Below are 20,234 nucleotides of genomic sequence, written 5' to 3'. Positions count from 1 at the left end.
CCGCTCTCCCTTCTCACCACAGAGGATTGATATTGGAGGAGCTAGGGAGTGATGATCTGTGCCGTACGAGACAAGCAGAATCATGTTAGATAAGGCAAAAGCCATTTTGCCCCGGTTGCGGGAGGCCATCTATGAACCGGTCGGGGAACTTGCGATTGAGGCTTGGTTGACGAAGGAGCCGGTACCGTTTGCAGACCGAATGTCGGGAACCCCTATTGGTCTCCTGCGCACCGAGGATGAATGGGCGAGTCTGTGGGAATGCGCCTGGATGCATGTGACAGGGGAAGTGCCCCGGTCAGTTGCCGGGCATAAGGTGGTCGTATTGCTGGATGTGAACGGCGAGCTTTGTGTCGTGGACGACTGCGGAGTTCCCTATCGGGGACTGACAACGAAAAGATCCACTTTCGATCTGATTCTTGGATCGCCATGCAAGCGGGAGCTTCTGATTGGCAACCCGGCTGAAGGTGGAGAACGCATTGATTTTTGGGCCGATGCGGCCTGCAACGACCTGTTTGGGAAGTTTACAGGCGGGACGATCAAAGAAGCGACTATCGCGATCTGTAACGAAAGCTACAGACGTTTGTATTATGACTGGGAAGTCTTGACGGAGCTCATCGAGCAGTTGCCGGAGACGGGAGCGCGCAGAGCCCAAGTGCTGCAGACCTTGTATGAGGCCTCTCTTGTGCTGGCCGATCTCAATCCGGAATCTGCCGTCCGCGCGGCGGGTATGTTGGACAAGGAGCTCAGCCGCAAGAACGGCGATACGGCGCTCGAAGTGAGCGCCATCGGACACGCGCATATCGACCTGGCTTGGCTGTGGCCCATACGCGAAACGATCCGAAAGGGAGCACGTACCTTCGCCACCGCACTGCGCAACATGGAGAATGACCCGGATTACGTGTTCGGAGCCAGCCAGCCCCAGCTCTATCAATGGATGAAGGAGCGTTATCCGGGCCTCTACAAACAGGTTAAGGAACGGATCAGCGAGGGGCGCTGGGAAGCGCAAGGCGCGATGTGGGTGGAGCCGGATACCAATATCTCCGGCGGCGAAGCTCTGGTGCGCCAGATCCTCTACGGCAAACGCTTCTTCCGTGAGGAATTCGGGCGCGATATGAAGGTGCTGTGGCTGCCGGATGTGTTTGGTTACAGCGGCTCTTTGCCGCAGCTCTTGAAGAAGGCAGGCGTCGATTACATGATGACGCAGAAGCTGTCCTGGAGCGTCTATAACACCCATCCCCATCACAGCTTTTATTGGGAAGGAATCGACGGAACCCGGGTGCTCACCCACCTGCCGCCGGAGGACACCTACAACAGTCCAGCGGCACCGCGATCGGTAGCCAAGATCGAAAGTCATTACCTCGATAGCAACGTCTCGGAGCATGCGCTCATGCTGTTTGGCATCGGCGATGGCGGCGGCGGTCCCGGCGAAGAGCACCTGGAGCGGTTGTCGCGGATGAAGAATCTCCTCGGGTTGCCGCGCGTCGTACAGGAAAGCTCACTGGCCTTCTTCAGTAAGCTGGAGGAAGAAGCCCATCGTTTCCAGGCGTTCAAGGGAGAGCTATACCTGGAGAAGCATCAAGGGACGCTCACCACGCAGGGTCGCAATAAGCGGTACAACCGCAAGTTGGAAATCGCCTTGCGCGAGCTGGAGTACGCCGCATCGCTGCTATGGGTGCTGGAGGGCGATTCTTACCCAGCCGATAAGCTGGAGCGGATCTGGAAGGAAGTTCTGCTCTACCAATTCCATGACATTTTGCCGGGTTCCTCGATTACGCGCGTGTACACGGAATCGCTGGAGCGCTACGAAGCACTTGCCGAAGAGCTGTCGGGCTTGATCCGCCAAGCTTACGAGCACTTGGCCGCGCGATTCGGATGGAGCGGAGAGGCGGCGGTCTTTAACTCGCTGCCGTGGGACCGCAAGGAATGGATCAACCGGGATGGCAGCTGGAAACGGGTGGCCGTACCTGCGATGGGCTCGCTCACGCTCGCGGCGTCTGTTCAGTCGGAAGAGCTGCCTGCAGAACGGACCGCTACCGAACAGGTGCTGGAGAACGAAGCGCTATCCGTGCGCTTTGGCGCCGAAGGCCATATCGAATCGCTGTATGACAAGCGCAACCGGCGGGAAACCCTCTATCCGGGAGGCCGTGCCAATGTCTTCTCGATCTATCACGATGACGGCGATGCCTGGGATTTCCCGCAGGATTATCGCGAGCGTTTGGCCGGGATGATGCAGCTGACGGCAAGCCGGGCTTATGTGGACGGACCGCATGCGGTGCTTGAGCAGACATACGCCTTCGGCGATTCGAAGCTCACGCAGCGAATCCGGTTGTCAGCGGGGGAGACGGTGCTGCGGTTTGAGACGGAGGCGGATTGGAACGAATCGGGCAAGATGTTGCGCGTATCCTTCCCAGTGAACGTCTTCGCCGACGAGGTGACGTGCGACATCCAGTTCGGCTCGATCAAACGGCCGACCACGCGCAACAACCTGCTGGAATTCGCTCGGGACGAAATTTGCGCTCACCGCTATATCGATCTCTCGGAGAAGGATTACGGAGTGGCGCTCCTGAACGATTGCAAGTATGGACATAGCGTCCGCGGCCATGTGCTGGACCTGAACCTGCTGCGCAGTCCGCATTATCCCGATCCCGAGGCGGATCGTGCCCATCATGAATTTTGCTATTATCTGTATCCTCATGCCGGAGATGTGGTCGATGCCCAGGTTGGACGGCTCGGATATGAGCTCAATGTCCCGCTTGTTCTCGCAGAAGGCCCAGAGGGAACAGCAGGGCAAGTCCAGAGCAAGCAACCGATCGCCCTCGTAACCGTTGAGAATCCGAGAATCATGCTGGAAGCGGTAAAAAAGGCCGAAGACAGCGACCATCTGATCATCCGGTTGTATGAAACGGCAGGAGCTCACGCCAATACTCGCCTTTCCTTCGGCCTCCCTTGCACTACGATCGAAGAGGCGAATCTTATGGAGGAGCCGACCGAGCTGCTGGGCGAGAAGGTGTCCGAGCTTGAGCTCGCCTTCAAGCCGTTCGAAATTCGCACGCTGCGCGTCGAATTCAACAGCTGAGCGCTTAGGAGGGATAGGGTCATGAAGGAGATTCGGTTTCATTCGGCTTCTTTTAACATCCGCTATGATAATCCGGTGGACGGAGCAAACGGTTGGTTTTATCGGAAAACAGGGCTGCTGGATTTATTGAATTACTACGCTTGGGATGTGATCGGTTTTCAGGAGGTGCTGCACGGACCATTGGCTGAGCTTGCCGCTGGTCTGCCCGATTATTCATATGAAGGAGAAGGCCGGGAAGGAGGCAGTCTGGGGGAATACAACCCGATCTTTTACCGCAAGGATCGGTTCGAGCGGGTGGAGGGGGGCACCTTCTGGCTGTCTCTCACGCCCGACCGGCCTTCCCGCTCCTGGGAATCCGGCTGCTATCGCATTTGTACCTGGTTGAAGCTGCGCTGCCGGGAGACGGGCACGCTGCTCATGTTCCTGAATACGCATCTGGATCACGAGGTAGAGGAGGCGCGCTATCAAGGCGCCCTCTTGCTCGCGGAGAGGATCGCGAAGCTGCCAGCGGATATGCCGGTCGTTCTCTCCGGCGATTTCAACTCGCCCCGCACGGAGCGGGCGTATCGCATGCTGGCTGATGCGCTGACCGACGCACGGCTCGCGGCACAATCGCCTGCTTACGGTCCGGAGGGGACCTTTACCGATTTTCGCTCGGGTGCGCTCTGGAGTGAGCTCAAGCCGATCGATTATTTGCTGGTCAGCCACCCGGTACGGGTACTCCGTTTCCGAACGGTCACTGATCTGGCGGACCGGCTCTATTTGTCAGACCATTATCCGGTGACAGCGGAGCTTGCTGTCCCTGTCCCGGCTTGTCCGGAAGCCGAAGGGAGGGAACGCTTATGAGCGGACGCGAAATGGAACGCACCGGTTTTCAGGAAGGCGGAGCTTTTGGAGAAGCGTACGACCTACAGACGGATTTCGTCATGGTCTACGGAATTGGACCTTCCATGCCCGAACGCATCCGGGAGTGGGCGGAACGAGGGTATCGCGTACACCTCATGACCGGGGTATCCTGGGGAGGCTATCAGGATTACTTGAACGGACAGTTCGATGGGCGTCCGCATTGGGATGAGGCCCAGACGTACAAGAGCGGAGAAACGATCATTCACGGCACCTCGCAGGACATACCCTATATGGTGCCCACCCTCTCCTACGCCAATTACTTGATCGAGAAAATCCGCCCCGCCGTAGACGCGGGGGTGGACGCCATCCATCTGGAGGAGCCTGAATTTTGGGTGGAGGGCGGCTATTCCGAAGCGTTCAAGCGCGAATGGCGCAATTATTACCGGGAACCTTGGCAAGACCCGGATAGCTCGGAGGATGCCCAATATCGGGCATCGAAGCTGAAAGCCTATCTCTATACCCGCTGCCTTGACCGGCTCTGCTCGGCGCTGAAGGACTATTCGCTTCTCCGGTACAACCGGCCGCTGCGCTTCTATGTTCCGACGCATAGCCTGATCAACTACTCGCAGTGGCGGATCGTCAGCCCCGAATCACATCTGCTCGACGTGCCGTCGATTGACGGCTACATCGCGCAAATCTGGACGGGCACGTCGCGCACGGCCAATGTCTATGAAGGCACCCGCGCAGAGCGGACCTTCGAGACGGCGTTCCTCGAATATGGGATCATGCAGGAGCTGGTTCGGGGAACGGATCGCCGCATGTGGTTCCTTCACGACCCGGTGGAAGACGATCCGAAGCGGACCTGGAGCGACTATCGCGCCAATTACCGCAAGACGCTTGTGGCATCTCTGCTGCATCCGGCCGTCTCCCGGTACGAGGTATCTCCTTGGCCAGGGCGTGTGTTCACAGGCGAATATCCAAGCGACAGCGGGTCGGGCAAGGAGACGATCCCTTCGGATTATGCGACGGAGCTGCTGACCTTGATGCATACGCTGGCCAACATGGAGCAGCCTGATGTGGAGATGTCCGGGTTTGCGGGAACAGCGGGAGTTCTCTTAGCGGATTCCGCTATGTATCAGCGTAAATCGCCAGGCGTCCCGACAGCAGGCTTCATGCTGAAGTATGACGGAACCAATGAGGTCGAGCTGAGCGATGAATACGCCGTGAAGCTGCTCAATTTCTCTTCCTTCTACGGCCTGACGCTGCCGCTCGTCAAGCGCGGCTTGCCGGTGCGCCCGGTTCAGCTGGACAATATCCGTCGGCTTCCGGGGTATCTGGACGAGCATCAACTGCTCGTTCTAAGCTACGAGTTCATGAAGCCGGAGTATCCGGACATTCACAGCACATTAGCTCAATGGGTCCGCGACGGAGGCGCACTCGTCTATGTAGGCGACGACAGCGATCCGTATCACCAGGTGCGGGAATGGTGGAATCAAGGCAGCAAGCGGTATGCTTCCCCTCGCGAGCATTTGTTTGAATGCTTGGGGGTTACGGTCGATACCGATACCGATGCAAATGCTGATGCTGATGCCGATGCCGAGGGCGGAATCCATTCGGTCGGGAAAGGCGCACTCGTCTATTTGAAGGTGCATCCCGAGCAGCTGACGGGGAGCGCAGAAGCGGCAGATCGACTTCGATCGGCTGTGAAGGCTGCATTAGAGGCGATTGGGAAGCCCGGCGTATGGCAGGAATCCAACCGGTTCCTGCTGCGGCGCGGTCCTTATCGGATCGCATCCGTCATGGAGGAATCGGCCGACGCAGAACCGCTGGAGCTCACCGGCTGCTTTGTTGACCTGTTCGATCCGCAGCTCCCGATCAAGCACAGGTTGACAGTAATGCCGGGACAGCAGGCGCTCGTCTACGATCTGGATGAACCCGAACGCTCCTTGAACGCGGATACCCGCGTCGTACGAGGCGAGACAAGCCCATCGAAGGGCTTTGCGGTTATTGCCGCATCGTCACGCATCGAAGAGCTGGTCGAGCAAGGAACATCGGTTTCGTTCGAGGTTCGTGGTCCATCCGGCATTCTCGCGGCAGCCCGGCTGCGCTGCTCGTTCCGTCCGGTAAGCGTGGAATACACCGCAGGAGGGAAGAGCGAAGCCCTCGACTTCGAATGGGACGATGCGACCGAAACCGTATTGATTCGCTACCAACATCATCCTCAAGATGCGCGAATTCGCATATGCGGGATTGAACGCTGATCCAGGACGACATGAAGAGGGATGAGCGTTACCCGGCTAATGAAGGGTAGCGCTCCCCAGACCTGATGACAAGCGAGGCTTGCCGGTTAGGCTTGATCCAATTCCTCATCACGAATAGCGAAAGGAAGGAAGAGCGGTATGCAACTTCCCGAGAGTGTAAACCAGCATTTGGAGCTTGCCGAGAAAGCGCTGAAAGATCGACCCAAGCTGCTGGAACTGTACACGAACTGTTACCCGAATACGTTGGAAACCACATTGAACCTCGCCGAAGACGGCAGCGCGTTCGTCATCACAGGCGACATCGCCGCCATGTGGCTGCGCGATTCCAGCGCCCAGGTCAAGCATTACCTTCCGCTTGCGGCGAATGATCCCGAGCTGGCGCAGATCATCGAGGGCGTCATCACCCGCCAACTGCGCTGCATTCTCATGGATCCGTATGCCAACGCCTTTAACGAAAAGCCGATCAACGGCATATGGGAAGACGAGACCGAGCGGAACCCCTGGGTCTGGGAACGCAAATACGAGCTGGATTCGCTCTGCTACCCGCTTGAATTGATCTACAAGTATTGGAAAGCAACCGGCAAGGATTCCGTCTTCACTTATGAGTTCCAATGCGCCGCTCGAATCATCGTGCGAACGATAAAGGCGGAGCAGCGGCACATGCAGGCATCCCTCTATCGCTTCCAGCGGCTGGATGGCAACATCACCGATAGCTTGTCGGGCGACGGACTCGGGACAGCGGTGAATGACACCGGCATGTCCTGGAGCGGCTTTCGGCCAAGCGACGACGCTTGCCGGTTCGGTTATCTGATTCCTTCTAATATGTTCGCGGTGGTCGTGCTCGGCTATCTGACCGAAATTGCCCGCAGCGTGTTGAAGGATGAGGGACTTGCTCGTATGGCGCGGGGGCTCCAGATCGAGATCGATAACGGAATTCAAGCTTATGGAATCGTGGAGCATCCTGTCTTCGGTCGCATCTATGCCTATGAGACGGACGGATTCGGGAATTATAACCTGATGGACGACGCTAACGTTCCCAGCTTACTGTCCATTCCTTACCTCGGATATGCGCCAGCCGACGATCCGATCTATCTGAATACCCGAAGATTCGTCTTGAGCCGCTTCAATCCCTACTATTATGAAGGAGGTTGCGCGAGGGGAATCGGCAGTCCGCATACGCCGCCCGGTTTCGTCTGGCCGATCGCGTTGATCATGCAGGCGCTTACCGACATCGAAGGATTGGAAACCAAGGAAATTCTCGATGTTCTTCAACGGACAGACGCTGGCACCGGCTTCATGCACGAAGGCTTCCATGTGGATGATCCGAGGCAGTACAGTCGGCCTTGGTTCGCCTGGGCAAATAGCTTGTTTGCGGAGTTGATTGATCGGGAGATGGCGAAGGAACGGCAACGAAACTAATTCGTTTGGTTTGTGCCATGCCGGAGTGACGAATCGCTACTCGCGGTGTCGATCGAACGAAACCTAAGCGGTTCTATTTCCAGGTTGCGCAGCACAAGGTAAATCCATCCCCAGCGCAGTCCCAAAAGGAATTGCTCAATCATTGTCCCACTCTCATCAAAAGAAAAGGACCTCACCCTCCACTTACCTGTGAAGGATGAGGTCCTTTCGTGCATGAACGGGGTTGTTCCCGCCAAATGCAAACCCTTATGGGATGGCTTGAAAAGTCAAGTTCACTGTTTACTTAATAACTCGCGCAGCGTCAATATAGTGATTTTTCCAATAAGTGGAGTTGATATCGCTGATCACAACATCATTAGCAGGATTGAGGTTGTGAATGAATTTGCCATCTCCGATGTAGATCCCGACGTGGCCGATTTTGCCCGGGGTGCTTACCGAGAAGAAGACAAGATCGCCTTTACGAAGGTTGCTCTTGGAGACGTGCGGAAACGCGTCGTGCTGGAGGTTGGCTCCCCATTTCATCGTGATGCCGAGCGCCTGCTTGAACACATATTGTGTATACGAAGAGCAGTCGAGGATCAGTTTGTTCGGATTGTCGGTGTTGCGTCCCGAATACTTGTACTCTACCTTACCCACGAGGCTCTTGGCGTACGCAATCAGCTTGTCAGCCGATTTTTCCCAGCTTTGAGTGGGAGCCGGAGTCGGGGTCGGCGTCGGGGTAGACGAGGACGTGGTCGAAGACACTTTTATATAGTTGGATGATACCCAACCGGTGGTGCCGTTGTACACGATTTTGACCCAGTATTTGTTGGTGACTTCAACCACTTTTACGACAGAGCCTTTTTTGACAAAGCCCATCGTCGCTTCTCCGCTCTTGGGAGTTTTGTGGAAGTATGGACTTCCGTTAATAATGGTTCCCGTCTGAGATGCGGTGCTTGTTGCTGCATGAGCGGCCGGAATGGTAGGGAGCGCAATGCTTCCTGCTAGAAGGGACAGAGCGACAGATGCGGACAGAAGTTGTTTTTTCAAAAGCTACCTCCATGATGTGGGAGCATGACAATAATCCAAAGTTAGGAGAAATCATCATGCCCTTGGTTTTGTTGGAAACACCTTCTGCCCGTATTGTAACAACCCCATTTCCTCTAAAACTAGCAGTAAATCCTGGCAATCTCGGAAGCGGAAGCTAGAAACCCTTGCTGGGGGCGGGATTGGGGATGTCGAAAAAAATCAAACTTCCTCCTGAATGGAGGCTTGATTCACCTTCTGTAGGAGCATAATAAGCTCGACCTCTTCCTCCTCGGTAAGACCTCGAGTCAGCTTGCGGTTCGCTTGTTCGAGAAGAGATCGGAGGGTCGGATCGAACTGCAGCGCCTTTTCGGTTGGATGGAGCTGGTAAGAACGGCGATCGCCTGGATCAATCTTCCTGTCCACGTATCCCAATTCTTCCAGCTGTTTAATCGAGCGGGCTGTTGTCGCTTTGTCGAATTTTAACTCACAGGTTAACTGGTCCTGGTTAATTCCGGGTTTTTTGAGGACATTGATGAGGAAGATATAGTGGTGACCTCCGCCAATTCCATAGGGTTGAAGAAGCTTGGCGATATTCTTTTGATTTTGCCGGTGAATGATGGAAAGCAGTCGGGAGATCGGCTCTTTATAAGCTCGCTTTTTCATGGATTTCCCACCTTTGGATCGAATGCGTTCGGGTTTCTATCAAAAACAATAGCGCAAACCAGTTGCGTACGCAACTAATTTGGACTATACTGGGAACTGCAATTTGTTGCGCCCGCAACTAATAAGGGCTTCGTAGGTACGAGAAGATAACCCCTTGGAGCGCACAACGGTTGCTTAAGGAGAGATTACGGATATCCCGCATATAGAGACGGGAACCGGTTAGAATCAAGGATACGGAGGGGAACACCATGTCAACCACTTATCGCACTTATCAGGAAAATCCGGACATTCAACGGCGCCGCTGGGTCATTCTCGTGGTCATGAATTTGTTCACGTTCATGTCCACTCTCGACGGCAGCATCGTCAACATCGCGCTGCCCACTCTGTCGAAGGCTCTCAAGCTCCCCTTAGCCCAGATTGAATGGGTAACAACGAGCTATCTGATGGCGATCTGTGCGGCCATCCTCTTCTTCGGGAAGCTCGGAGACATCATCGGCAAAATTAAAATCTTCAAAATCGGCACCGTCATCTTCATTATCGGCTCGCTCTTGTGCGGACTCAGCGACAGCTTGACGATGCTGGTGGCTTCCCGGATCTTCCAAGCCATCGGAGCGTCGATGACCATGGCGAACAGCCAGGGCATCGTGACAGATATTTTTCCTTCTAATGAAAGAGGGAAAGCGCTCGGACTAGTTGGGACCTTCGTATCGCTCGGGAGTATCGCCGGACCAAGTCTCGGCGGCATTCTCGTCTCGAACTTGGGTTGGCAGTCAATCTTCTGGGTCAACGTTCCGCTTGGAGTCATCGCGCTTGCGTTCGGGTGGAAGTTCCTGCCGCCGGATTACACGAAGACGAAGACCCGAATCGATGTTCCGGGAAGCCTGCTGTTCAGCTTCTTCATTCTCGCCTTTTTCGCCGCTTTGCTGCTCGGTCAGCAGGTCGGGTATGGGGATATCCGCATCATCGCAGCGCTTGCGATCGCCATTGTCGCTTTCCTCGTATTTTTACGGGTAGAGGGGAAGAGGAGCGAACCGCTGCTTCATCTTCCACTGTTTAAGAATTCGCTCTTCACGATCAGCATTATTTGCGGGTTTCTCGTTTTCGTCGCTAACTTTTGCTTCAATATTATCGCGCCTTTCTATGCTCAAAACATGCTGAACCTGTCGCCGTCCCATGCGGGTCTCTTGCTGATGCTGTTTCCGATCATGATGGTGGTGGTCGCTCCACTGAGCGGTGCACTCTCCGACAAGATCGGGTCAGAGCCGCTGACCTTCGCCGGCCTGCTCGTGATGGTCGTCGCTCAGCTCGGCTTCGCCAACCTGCATGAAGGAAGCCCGATCGCTCTGGTTGGCCTCTGGATCGCCATGCTGGGTATCGGCAGCGGGTTGTTCCAATCGCCGAACAACTCGCTCGTCATGTCGAAGATTCCGCGCACTCAGCTCGGGCTGGCGGGCAGTGTAAATTCCCTTGTGCGCAATGTGGGAATGGTCGTCGGGATTACCGTGGCTACCTCGACTTTGTTCCATGTCATGAGTCTTCGTGCGGGATACCGAGTCACCGGGCTCATCCCGGATCGGCCGGATATTTTCCTCTCCGGGATGCATGTCGTCTTCCTCGTCTCCTCGTCCATCTGCGTAGTTGCCGCCGTGATTACAGGCTGGCGGATGTTGAATGCTCGCAAACGGGCAGGAGAGGAGCAGGTCGAGGCTTGATCTGCCCTGCGATTCCCGCATGCCTCGTTCATGCAGCCTTACTCGCATGGATACGAAACGGCGTTGAGGGGGAAGATGCTGGGACTGGCAGCTCGTCGTACTGGAGTTGACAACAGATCAGGCGTAATCGTACTCCTGTCCGCATACAGTTATAGGAAAGGACGCGGATAGGAGGAAGTGCTATGAAAGAGGAATTGGCACGCTATTATGAGCTGAAGGGACTTGTTCGCGAAGCGGAAAGGGAGTTGGCTGGGCTGCGGGAGAGCCTGCTTCGCGAATGCGAGGAGCAGGAATGCTCTGAGCTGTTCGGAGAAGGGTATCGGCTGAAGCTGGTCCATCAGGAGCGCAAGGAGTTTGATGACCGGAAGCTCTATGAAGCCCTTCCGGATGCGGAGCTGTGGAGGCTTGCGTCCAAAGCGGACCCGGCGAAAATTGCCAGCCTGTTGAAGCTGGGCGCGATAACGGAAGAGCAGTTGAAGGGGACCTATGCGAGCAAGGAAATAACCTTACTTACGGTTGAGCGGCTTTAGATGCAGCTTTTCCGAAAAAAAGCGTATCGACTCAAAAGAGAAGTCACCTGACTCCATCCCCTACCATTTGACGCGAAAAACATAGCAAAACATAAACCCGCTACCGACAAAGGTTAGCGGGTTTTGAATGTCTTGCTGCGTTGGCGGCAGCCGAAGGATTCGACTTGTTGGAATTAAGTATTACTTGTTATAATACAAGTAAGATAAAATTCGTGGAGAAGGTGAACCTCTTGATCGTGACTCTGGATTTCGGCAGCGATCTGCCGCTCTATCTCCAACTGCGCAATCAGATCGTCCTCGGCATCGGAGCCGGGGAGCTGGGGGAAGGGGAACGGCTCCCTACTGTACGCCAGCTGGCGGAGGATCTCGGGATCAACCCCATGACGGTGAACAAAGCATATGCCGAGCTCAAGCAGGAAGGCTTCATTGAGATCGACCGAAGGCGAGGTGCCGTCGTAAGAGGCGCGGAGCCGCTGAGCGGCGCGGCGGCCGAAGCATTCCAAGTGAAGCTGGAGAAGGACCTCAAGCTGGTGATCAGTGAAGCCATGCTGCGGGGAATGCGCAAACCGGATTTCATACGGCTCTGTTCGGCGATCTTTGCGGGGATGCCTGCTGCGGCGAGCGGCATAGGGGAGGGAATGGAATGATCAGCTATACTCTGTTTGCGGTTGCGCTTGGAATCGGAGGAATCTTTTCGTCCGTTTGGCACTATCAAGCGAAGTATCGCAAGGGACGGCTGTGCGGCGTGACGCTTCCTCCCGACGGTATGGAAGATACCGAGGTGGAGAGCGTCCGAGCCGAGTTTCGCCGGAGCTCCCTCAAAGCTATGCTGTTCCTCTTGGCGGTCCTCGCTCCATTCTTCTTTTCGCGCGAGTATTTTGCCGTCAATTACGCGTATTTCTTCGTGTGGCTGATGATGGCTTTTCTCCTGTCCAGCCGGCCCTTCATACTGGCAAACCGCGCGCTGAAGCGGATCAAGAGGGAACGGGGATGGAGCTCCGGCAGCACTCGATTGGTTCAGGCCGACCTGCGGGTCTCCCGCGACAAGGAACGAGGCGCCCTGCCGCTTGCTTGGTTCTTGCTGCCGTTGATCCCGGCCGTTCTGCTGCTTGTCCACAGCGCACAGACTGGGCAAATTCCTGTCCTTCTCTCCAGCACGGTCTCAATCCTGATGACCTTGCTTTCTCTGATGATGACAATGCAATCCCGCAGGCTGAAAGCTCGGGTCTATCACTCGGACAGCTCCTTAAACCTTGAACTCCGGCAGAAGAAGCTCCATGTGCAATCGCTGTTTTGGCTGCTGCTGGCCCTGTTTGAAGCGGTGTTCTCCTTCCTCTTCGCCATATCGATTGAAGGAGAGAGCAATGGTGAAGGAGCTTTTCCGCTCTGGGGTGTGCTGATGGTGGCCGTTCCGGTGCTTCTCTTGATCTTTTTTCTGCGTTATTGGGAAGCTGTTAAGAACCGGGTCTTGCCCGAAGAGAGGGAGGACGCTTCCATTCTCTTGGATGAGGACGACTATTGGGTGGATGGACTCTATTACTGCAATCCCGACAATCCAGCGGTGTTCGTCGAGGATCGGACCGGCTTCGGAACAACCGTGAATTTCGCCACGAGGAAGGGGCGGGCAATCCTGAAGGGTAGCCTCGGGCTGACAGTGTTCCTAGTTCTAGGCGCAGGGATTCTGATCGGAGTGCTGGATAGTGTCCCGCCTAGGATGGAGCTTCATTCGAACGGCAAGGTTCGCATTGATTATCCGGTATACTCGTATTCGTTTGACCTGGATCAAGTGAAGTCCGTTTCCTTGACCGACAGCTTGCCTCGCGGTAAGCGTACAAACGGCTTGGGGACCGATCAAACGGCTCGGGGCAACTTCCGGCTCGACGGCTGGGGACGCTCGAAGGTGTATATCTACCGGAATAATCCACCCTACCTGGTGGTTGAACTGAGTGACATGCATGTGGTTTTCAACAAGAAAAACCCGCAGGAGACGCGAGAGCTATATGCGAGTCTGCGGGCGGCTTGGAAGGATGGGAAGTAGGTTGTGAACGGGAGAGGTGTGAGAGGGTCATGGAGCGAGCGGTATCGTCATGGGAGGCAAAGTCCGTCGATATGAGAGGACAGCACCCGGATGAGCCGCTCCGGTCCCAGCCGGTCCGGCTCGAGCAGTGCATGCAAGGCGAGGCCGTCAACCACAGCATACAACCGTTCCACCTCCAATTCCTTGTTAACCTCCGGCCGCAGCTGACCTTGCCTGTCCAACTCGTCCAACACCCACTCCACCAAACTTAGAATGACGTCCGGTTCTGTTCCAGACAGCTTTTTGGCATGGTTTCGTTGGTGGGTAAAGGCAAACCAAACATCCATCTCCGCCATTTTCTCCTCATTGACCGGTACTAATTCCAAGAGAAGGCGGAACGCCTTCTCCTTTGGAGGCAGATCGAGCTGTGATCCACTCCGGATTCGCGCTTCTCCGCGTTCCCTCACCAGGTTCATGGCAAAGGACAGCAGCTCTTCTTGCGCCGAGAAATAATGGCGCAGCGCGCCAAGGGAAATGCCGGCCTCGGCGGCGATGTTCCGCACGGTTGCACCTTGCATTCCATCCCGCAGAATGACCCGCCAAGTTGCTTCGATTTGATACTGCTCGTACTGACTGGTTATGACCTATACCGCGGAGCGACTGCCACAACGGCTCATGGACTCGCCGCGGTCTACATTGCCGTATCGGTCATGTTCGGTCGTGATCTGATTCGCTGGGCCGATGAACGATTCAAGTATTACCTCATTCGGACAGGTTCGAAGCCCGTCAAGCGTTTCGGCTTGGAGCATTCGCGCCACTATTTCAAGGGATTCCTGAAGCATGTGGGCGCTTATCTGATCGGCTCCGCTCTGTTGCTGGGGCTTGTCGCTCTTATTGATACCCCTCCCCGTACGACCGCGCTGTCAGGGGTAACGCAGGGTTGGGCCGTCATCCTTGGGATTGATTTGCTGATCACCACCAGCTATTTTATATGGCCAAGGAAGCAGTCTTAACGAACAGCATCCTGTTGAGGTGTTATGGGACAAGAGCAAGAACGCAGGGATGAGGGAGATTAAACAGAAGCCCCCTTTGTCCGGCTCCGCAAAGGAGCGGGACAAAGGGGGCTTTTCGGCTATATCGGTTACTATCGGTTTACGGTTCGTCTTCAACCAAATCTTCGGCATCCAGGCTTGCGGCGGGCTTAGCCACCCATTCATCGGCTTCCGGCTCGATATCGACGCCGCTTTCGATTTTTTTCTTCTCCGCGAGGGAATCGCCTGCTTCATCCAGCTTGTTGCGGACTTGCTCTTCGTTTGCCATTCGAACTCCTCCTTTGGATGCTGATTACATCGGCATTTCCCGTTTATTCTTACCCATTATCCAGGCGAATCATTCATCTTCAGGTTAAAGAACCGGGTTTGTCTGCCTCGCAAGGTATGCTATTCTTGTCCTGACAGGAGGAAGATAAGGATGAAGCACTTACTGATCGCGGATGACGATCTCCATATTCGAGCCTTGCTCCGGCATGTCTTGCTGCGGGAAGGATATCGCGTTACGGAAGCGGAAGACGGTCTGGCCGCGGACAAGCTGAGCCAACAGGAACGCTTTGATTTGGCGATTCTCGATGTCATGATGCCTGGACTAGACGGGTTTACCCTCTGCGAACGGCTTCGAGAACGGGAGGATATTCCCATTATTTTGTTGACGGCAAGAGACCAGTTGACCGACAAGGAGAAAGGGTATCTCCACGGAACGGATGATTACGTAACGAAGCCCTTTGAACCCGAAGAGCTGCTGTTTCGGATTAAGGCGCTTTTTCGGCGTTACCTGCGCACCTCAAATGATCGCATCCGTATGAATCGGATTGTCATCGACCGAAAGACGGCAGAGGTGACCGACGGAGACACGGTCTTTCTGCTGCCGCTTAAGGAGCTTGAGCTTTTGTCGCAGCTGGCTCAATTTCCGGGAAGGGTCTTTTCCCGCGAAGAGCTGATCCGGCTCATCTGGGGAGCGGATTACGAAGGAGACGACCGAACCGTGGATGTTCACATCAAGCGGCTGCGCCAGCGTTTCTCCGCCTATGAAGAGGATTTCAGCATTGAGACTGTCCGGGGACTCGGGTACAAGATCGAGGTGCCGGGACGATGAAATCGCTCTACTCGCGAGTTTTTCTCATCACCATCTGTACGGTTCTGTTCAGCAGCCTCTTTGCGTTCCTGATCTCGAATATCTACTATCATATCAAGCTGAAGCCCTATAACGATGAAAAGCTGACCTCCATCACCGAAACCATTCAACAATATGCGGAGAAGCATCCGGAGGACTTGACGGAGTATCTGCAAAATTCCGCTGCGCTCGGTTATGAGATGTATTTGGTCGATGCCAAGGGAAACGGCCGCTTTTTTGGAAGCCCGTTCCGCAATGCCAATTTGCCGCAAGAGATCATTGCGAGTGTGCTTGCGGGGGAGATTTACCACGGGGTAGCCCAATTTCCTAACAAGCCGTTTATCACTGGTTTTTTTGACAACCGGCTGACCAATACCATCGGCGTTCCGATCCGGGGGGACGGGGCGGTTTACGCTCTGTTTCTTCGCCCCGATGTTTTGCTGCAATTCGGCGAGCTGCGCATTTTCTTCGCGTTGATCGGTGCACTGACCGTGTTTTGCAGCCTCGTGTTTTTTCTCTTCAGCACCCGATTTATCGTGAAGCCGATTACCCGCTTGACCGAAGCGACCCAGGAAATGGCGGAAGGGCGTTTTCATAATAAGCTGCCGGAACGCCGTAAGGATGAGATCGGCCAATTGGCCGTGCATTTTGCGAAGATGAGCCGTGAGCTGGAACGGGCCGAGCTTGCCAGGCAGCAGTTCGTCGCTAACGTCTCTCATGAAATTCAATCTCCGCTCACCTCCATCCAAGGCTTTGCGCAGGTGCTCGCCGACAGCGAGCTGCCGGACGAGGAGCAGAGGCGCTATGCAGAGGTCATCGCACAGGAGAGCCGCCGCCTGTCCCGGCTCGGCAAGGAGCTGTTGACGCTGTCTGCCATCGAGCAGGGCAAGGAAGGTCTCCATGTGAGGCGCTTCTCGCTGAAGGCCCAGCTGCGGGAAGCGCTTCAGGTGCTTGAATGGCAGCTGGAGCAAAAGGAGCTGGCTGTGTCGCTTTCGGTGCCAGACCGTATGGAGCTGGAGGGAGACGACGTGCTGCTCATGCAGGTGTGGATGAACTTGCTCGGCAACGCCATCCAGCACATACCGGCGGGCCGTTCCATTCAGGTGAAGGCGGAGAAGGAACCAAGCCGAAACGTGATTCGAATAGCGGATACCGGCGAAGGGATCGCTCCCGAACATCTCCCCTTCCTGTTTGACCGGTTTTATCGGGTCGATCCGGCTCGAGAACGGGAATCCGGAAACACTGGTCTTGGCCTCAGTATCGCCATGAAGATCGTCCGGCTTCACGGAGGAACATTGGATGTGGAGAGCCGGCTTGGTGAAGGAACGGTCTTTACCGTGATTTTGCCGCAGCTGTAACGGGATGTTCATACGGAATTCATATTCGCCTCCTATACTGGTTTCATACAGACAGGAGGGAAATCTTACATGTATTTGGCCCTTAGAGAAATGCGCTATGCCAAGCTGCGCTTCGCGCTGATCGTAACGATCATGCTGCTGGTTTCGTTTCTGGTCTTGTTCGTGACCGGGCTTGCCCGCGGATTGGCTTACGATACGACATCCGCTTTGGAGACGATGAAGGCCGATCATTTCATTTTGGAGCAGGGCTCTGAGCAGCGCTTTGGACGCTCCATCTTATCCGAGAATCAACTGGATGAAGCGAAAAACGCGCTCGGAGCCGACAATGTCACACCACTTTCCGTACGCATGACTACCGTAAGCAATCAGGACGGTGTCAAGAAGGATGTGGCTTTGTTCATCGTGGATTCCGACAGCTGGCTGATGCCAAATGTGATGGAAGGGAACTCGTTACCCGGTGAAGCCTCCGGACAGGTGCTCGCTGACAAAAAGCTCAAGAGCTCGGGAGTTGAGCTCGGCAGCATCGTGAAGGATCAAGCCACCGGACTTACCTGGACGGTAAGCGGTTTTGTGGATCAGTCCTCCTACAGCCATCAACCGGTCCTATTCTTGAACGAAAAGGAGGGGGCGAAGCTTCTAGACGCATCGGGAACGCAAGCCTCCGGTGACGAGGGGAAAGTAAACTACAATGTGATTGCAGTGAAAGCAACCGCGGACCAAGCCGCAAAGCTGGCGGATCAGGTGCCGGGGACGGAGGTCATCACGAAGGGAGACGCCATCTCGGCGATTCCCGGTTACAGCGAGGAACAAGGCTCACTCAATATGATGATCGCCTTCCTGTATGTCATCGCTGCCTTCGTACTGGCTGTGTTCTTCTATGTCATGACGATTCAGAAGACAAGTCAATTCGGCATTCTGAAAGCGATCGGAGCCCGTACGAAAGTATTGGCTTCAGGGCTTATCATTCAGGTGCTCTTGTTGTCCGTCGGAAGCATGGGAATCAGCCTTCTGCTGGTACGAATGATGATGCAGGCGCTGCCGGATACGATGCCGTTTCGCCTCAGCGCGACGACGATGGGACTCACAAGCGTCGGGTTTGTCCTGGTGGCGATTCTCGGTTCGCTGTTATCCGTAGGTAAGGTTGCGCGCACCGATGCGCTGGAAGCGATGGGGAGGGTTGCCGGATGAAGACGAAGCTTGCACTCGACAAGGTTACGCATTCGTATCACGATGGGACAGATGAGCGATCGATTCTCCGCGAGTTGTCGCTGGACGTGAAGCAAGGCGAATTTATCGCTGTCATGGGGCCTTCCGGCTCTGGCAAAAGCACGTTTTTGTCGATAGCGGCCGCGCTGCTTACGCCGACTGGCGGCGAGGTGCGAGTCGATAGTGAATCGCTTGCAGACAAGACGGACAAGGAGCTCGCGGATCTTCGTCTTCACAAGTTCGGGTTTATCTTTCAGAGCGCTCACCTCGTTCCTTACTTGAAGGTGGAGGAACAGCTGCTGTTTGTCGGCAAACTGGCGGGGATGAGTCCTTCCGAGGCGAAAGCTCGTGCGAAGGAGCTGCTGAACCGGCTTGGTCTCGGCGACAGGCGCAAAGCCTATCCGGAGAGGCTGTCTGGCGGCGAAAAGCAGCGGGTTGCCATCGCTCGCGCGTTCATGAACAAGCCGGATATCCTGTTTGCCGACGAACCGACGGCCAGCCTGGATGCCGCAAGAGGCCAAGAGGTCGTAAAGCTGATCGCCGAGCAGGTGAAGCAGGAGGGAAGCTCCGCTGTCATGGTTACCCATGACGACCGCGTCCTTCATCACTGCGATCGGGTTCTCCATTTGGACAATGGCGTGTTGAAGATCGCCGGATAACGGATGAAGCCCAATTTCTTATTTAGAAGGACCTCGCCCTCCGCTTTAGCGTGAAGGATGAGGTCTTTTCGTGTGTTAGAGGGCCTGTACTCGTACCCTGCATGTCGATTACCCAAGTGTGACCGATGAAGTCATACGGATTTTAAAGGACGAATCCGGAACCTGCCTCCAAGTACATGAAGGAGGCAGGTTTCTTTTCATCCGAAGATGCTATCGACTATTCAAATGAATGGGCTTGAAAAAGGAAAAATCATGCAACGTTTTGGCTGCTTTCAACGTTATTATTATGCGAAAGAGAGTAAGAGGGGGGTTCTCATGAAACAAGCTCTTCTAAAACATTTTCCGATCCTGTATAACCTCAGAGTCAACCAACTGCGCATGACTAGACGGTTGAGTGACCACAGTCCTGCGATTACATTCGCAAGCTCTCGAAAACCTGAAGCTTACCCTTACACCTGCAAAAAGCACCAGTCTCTGCTTCGGAGAAGGCTCGGCTCAAGCGATCCTCAGCTGCAGGAAAACAAAGTGACCAACCTGAAGCTGGCTGTCGCCACCATGGACGGGATTCTAATTCGGCCAGGAGAAACGTTCTCCTTTTGGAAGCTCGTCGGTAAGCCGACCGCCGATAAAGGGTACATTGAGGGATTGCTCTTGTCCCAGGGAGAAGTAAAGACCGGTGTTGGCGGAGGACTTTGCCAGCTCGCGAATCTTCTCTATTGGATGGCTCTTCATTCTCCGTTGGAGGTAATCGAACGTCACCATCACAGCTTTGATCCTTTTCCGGATGATCATCGCGTCCTCCCATTCGGGAGCGGGGCCAGCGTCTTTTTCAATTACATCGATCTTCGATTCTATAACCCGACTTCCTCCACGTTTCAGGTGAAATTGTGGTTGACGGACCGCCATTTAAAAGGTTCGCTCTCCTCTGAAGAGGAGTGGCCTCTTTGCTATCACGTGGAAGAACGGAATCACCGGTTTCTTCGCAAGAACGGACGCAACTATCGGCAAAACGAAATCTGGAGAACCGTTGTCGACCGAAAGACCGGATGGACGACGAAGGAAGAGAAGTTGATCAGTAACTTTGCGGAAGTGAAATACGAGCTTCCGGTGGAGAACCCCGATCTGGAGGGGGAAATCAGCCTGCCGCAGCAACCGATCCAGAGCCAAGATTGAAGGCTGCGTCGAACCGGTCATACATGATCAATTCTTGGTCGGCTGCTTCGACAAAAATGGTAGTTTTTCCATTCTACATGAAACATTGAAGGCTCTTTTAGCGTCTAATCTATGGGTGCTGCCTTTCGTAAAAGGCATCG

The 20,234-nt window shown here is 55.0% G+C and carries 18 protein-coding genes; 14 read left to right on the top strand and 4 right to left on the bottom strand.

Annotated features, from left to right (window positions below):
* Positions 1-82 precede the first annotated feature (82 nt).
* The 4 genes from BN2684_RS23500 (at position 83) to BN2684_RS23485 (ending at position 7,602) form a co-directional block, all read left to right on the top strand.
* The gene (locus tag BN2684_RS23500; RefSeq protein ID WP_108722276.1) at positions 83-3,076 is read left to right on the top strand and encodes an alpha-mannosidase; all 2,994 of its coding nucleotides are present in this window, start codon (positions 83-85) and stop codon (positions 3,074-3,076) included.
* A gap of 21 nt (positions 3,077-3,097) precedes the next feature.
* A complete protein-coding gene (locus BN2684_RS23495; protein ID WP_058304494.1) occupies positions 3,098-3,922 on the top strand; it encodes an endonuclease/exonuclease/phosphatase family protein in 825 nt (274 codons plus the stop codon).
* A complete protein-coding gene (locus tag BN2684_RS23490; RefSeq protein ID WP_058304493.1) occupies positions 3,919-6,183 on the top strand; it encodes a hypothetical protein in 2,265 nt (754 codons plus the stop codon). The genes BN2684_RS23495 and BN2684_RS23490 overlap by 4 nt, the downstream gene beginning before the upstream one ends.
* Before the next feature lie 138 nt (positions 6,184-6,321).
* Complete coding sequence (locus tag BN2684_RS23485; protein ID WP_058304492.1) at positions 6,322-7,602, top strand: glycoside hydrolase family 125 protein; 1,281 nt, start codon at positions 6,322-6,324, stop codon at positions 7,600-7,602.
* Positions 7,603-7,881: 279 nt separating this feature from the next.
* Here the strand turns inward: BN2684_RS23485 and BN2684_RS23480 are convergent, their stop codons facing one another.
* A complete protein-coding gene (locus BN2684_RS23480) occupies positions 7,882-8,631 on the bottom strand; it encodes an SH3 domain-containing C40 family peptidase (protein ID WP_058304491.1) in 750 nt (249 codons plus the stop codon).
* A 198-nt stretch (positions 8,632-8,829) separates the two neighbouring features.
* The gene (locus tag BN2684_RS23475; protein ID WP_058304490.1) at positions 8,830-9,273 is read right to left on the bottom strand and encodes a MarR family winged helix-turn-helix transcriptional regulator; all 444 of its coding nucleotides are present in this window, start codon (positions 9,271-9,273) and stop codon (positions 8,830-8,832) included.
* A 248-nt stretch (positions 9,274-9,521) separates the two neighbouring features.
* On the opposite strand from BN2684_RS23475, the gene BN2684_RS23470 reads away from it, so the two are divergent.
* The 4 genes from BN2684_RS23470 (at position 9,522) to BN2684_RS23455 (ending at position 13,553) form a co-directional block, all read left to right on the top strand.
* The gene (locus BN2684_RS23470; RefSeq protein ID WP_058304489.1) at positions 9,522-10,985 is read left to right on the top strand and encodes an MFS transporter; all 1,464 of its coding nucleotides are present in this window, start codon (positions 9,522-9,524) and stop codon (positions 10,983-10,985) included.
* 182 nt (positions 10,986-11,167) lie between these two features.
* A complete protein-coding gene (locus tag BN2684_RS23465) occupies positions 11,168-11,515 on the top strand; it encodes a hypothetical protein (RefSeq protein WP_058304488.1) in 348 nt (115 codons plus the stop codon).
* 236 nt (positions 11,516-11,751) lie between these two features.
* Positions 11,752-12,162 carry a GntR family transcriptional regulator gene (locus BN2684_RS23460; RefSeq protein WP_262360947.1) on the top strand — a complete coding sequence of 137 codons (411 nt, stop codon included), beginning with the start codon at positions 11,752-11,754 and terminating at the stop codon, positions 12,160-12,162.
* A complete protein-coding gene (locus tag BN2684_RS23455) occupies positions 12,159-13,553 on the top strand; it encodes a DUF5808 domain-containing protein (protein ID WP_058304486.1) in 1,395 nt (464 codons plus the stop codon). Before BN2684_RS23460 ends, BN2684_RS23455 begins: the two co-directional genes overlap by 4 nt.
* A 47-nt stretch (positions 13,554-13,600) precedes the next feature.
* On the opposite strand, the gene BN2684_RS23450 is transcribed toward BN2684_RS23455, so the two are convergent.
* Positions 13,601-14,110, bottom strand: coding sequence for a TetR/AcrR family transcriptional regulator (locus BN2684_RS23450; protein WP_082652155.1), 510 nt, complete (start codon positions 14,108-14,110; stop codon positions 13,601-13,603).
* A gap of 36 nt (positions 14,111-14,146) precedes the next feature.
* Between BN2684_RS23450 and BN2684_RS23445 the strand changes: the two genes are divergently transcribed.
* Entirely contained in the window at positions 14,147-14,545 is a 399-nt protein-coding gene (locus BN2684_RS23445) for a hypothetical protein (RefSeq protein WP_058304484.1), read from the top strand.
* Positions 14,546-14,684: 139 nt separating this feature from the next.
* Here the strand turns inward: BN2684_RS23445 and BN2684_RS24800 are convergent, their stop codons facing one another.
* Positions 14,685-14,852 carry a hypothetical protein gene (locus tag BN2684_RS24800; protein ID WP_187385797.1) on the bottom strand — a complete coding sequence of 56 codons (168 nt, stop codon included), beginning with the start codon at positions 14,850-14,852 and terminating at the stop codon, positions 14,685-14,687.
* A gap of 144 nt (positions 14,853-14,996) precedes the next feature.
* Between BN2684_RS24800 and BN2684_RS23440 the strand changes: the two genes are divergently transcribed.
* From BN2684_RS23440 to BN2684_RS23420, 5 genes are all read left to right on the top strand, one after another.
* Positions 14,997-15,680, top strand: a complete 684-nt coding sequence (locus BN2684_RS23440) for a response regulator transcription factor (protein ID WP_058304483.1) — start codon at positions 14,997-14,999, stop codon at positions 15,678-15,680.
* Positions 15,677-17,056, top strand: a complete 1,380-nt coding sequence (locus tag BN2684_RS23435) for a sensor histidine kinase (RefSeq protein ID WP_058304482.1) — start codon at positions 15,677-15,679, stop codon at positions 17,054-17,056. The genes BN2684_RS23440 and BN2684_RS23435 overlap by 4 nt, the downstream gene beginning before the upstream one ends.
* Positions 17,057-17,125: 69 nt before the next feature.
* The gene (locus BN2684_RS23430; protein WP_058304481.1) at positions 17,126-18,244 is read left to right on the top strand and encodes an ABC transporter permease; all 1,119 of its coding nucleotides are present in this window, start codon (positions 17,126-17,128) and stop codon (positions 18,242-18,244) included.
* Positions 18,241-18,921 carry an ABC transporter ATP-binding protein gene (locus tag BN2684_RS23425; RefSeq protein WP_058304480.1) on the top strand — a complete coding sequence of 227 codons (681 nt, stop codon included), beginning with the start codon at positions 18,241-18,243 and terminating at the stop codon, positions 18,919-18,921. The genes BN2684_RS23430 and BN2684_RS23425 overlap by 4 nt, the downstream gene beginning before the upstream one ends.
* A 315-nt stretch (positions 18,922-19,236) precedes the next feature.
* Positions 19,237-20,094, top strand: a complete 858-nt coding sequence (locus BN2684_RS23420) for a VanW family protein (protein WP_058304699.1) — start codon at positions 19,237-19,239, stop codon at positions 20,092-20,094.
* The last annotated feature ends 140 nt before the right edge of the window (positions 20,095-20,234 follow it).

It is taken from the genome of Gorillibacterium timonense, from assembly GCF_001457415.1.
GTDB lineage: Bacteria > Bacillota > Bacilli > Paenibacillales > NBRC-103111 > Gorillibacterium > Gorillibacterium timonense.
This window is presented reverse-complemented; position numbering and strand designations above follow the sequence as displayed.

Coding starts and splice junctions, on each gene's coding strand:
- BN2684_RS23500 (WP_108722276.1), top strand. CDS start 83: ATGTTAGATAAGGCAAAAGCCATTTTGCCCCGGTTGCGGGAGGCCATC.
- BN2684_RS23495 (WP_058304494.1), top strand. CDS start 3,098: ATGAAGGAGATTCGGTTTCATTCGGCTTCTTTTAACATCCGCTATGAT.
- BN2684_RS23490 (WP_058304493.1), top strand. CDS start 3,919: ATGAGCGGACGCGAAATGGAACGCACCGGTTTTCAGGAAGGCGGAGCT.
- BN2684_RS23485 (WP_058304492.1), top strand. CDS start 6,322: ATGCAACTTCCCGAGAGTGTAAACCAGCATTTGGAGCTTGCCGAGAAA.
- BN2684_RS23475 (WP_058304490.1), bottom strand. CDS start 9,273: ATGAAAAAGCGAGCTTATAAAGAGCCGATCTCCCGACTGCTTTCCATC.
- BN2684_RS23470 (WP_058304489.1), top strand. CDS start 9,522: ATGTCAACCACTTATCGCACTTATCAGGAAAATCCGGACATTCAACGG.
- BN2684_RS23465 (WP_058304488.1), top strand. CDS start 11,168: ATGAAAGAGGAATTGGCACGCTATTATGAGCTGAAGGGACTTGTTCGC.
- BN2684_RS23455 (WP_058304486.1), top strand. CDS start 12,159: ATGATCAGCTATACTCTGTTTGCGGTTGCGCTTGGAATCGGAGGAATC.
- BN2684_RS23450 (WP_082652155.1), bottom strand. CDS start 14,110: ATGCAAGGTGCAACCGTGCGGAACATCGCCGCCGAGGCCGGCATTTCC.
- BN2684_RS24800 (WP_187385797.1), bottom strand. CDS start 14,852: ATGGCAAACGAAGAGCAAGTCCGCAACAAGCTGGATGAAGCAGGCGAT.
- BN2684_RS23435 (WP_058304482.1), top strand. CDS start 15,677: ATGAAATCGCTCTACTCGCGAGTTTTTCTCATCACCATCTGTACGGTT.
- BN2684_RS23430 (WP_058304481.1), top strand. CDS start 17,126: ATGTATTTGGCCCTTAGAGAAATGCGCTATGCCAAGCTGCGCTTCGCG.
- BN2684_RS23425 (WP_058304480.1), top strand. CDS start 18,241: ATGAAGACGAAGCTTGCACTCGACAAGGTTACGCATTCGTATCACGAT.
- BN2684_RS23420 (WP_058304699.1), top strand. CDS start 19,237: ATGAAACAAGCTCTTCTAAAACATTTTCCGATCCTGTATAACCTCAGA.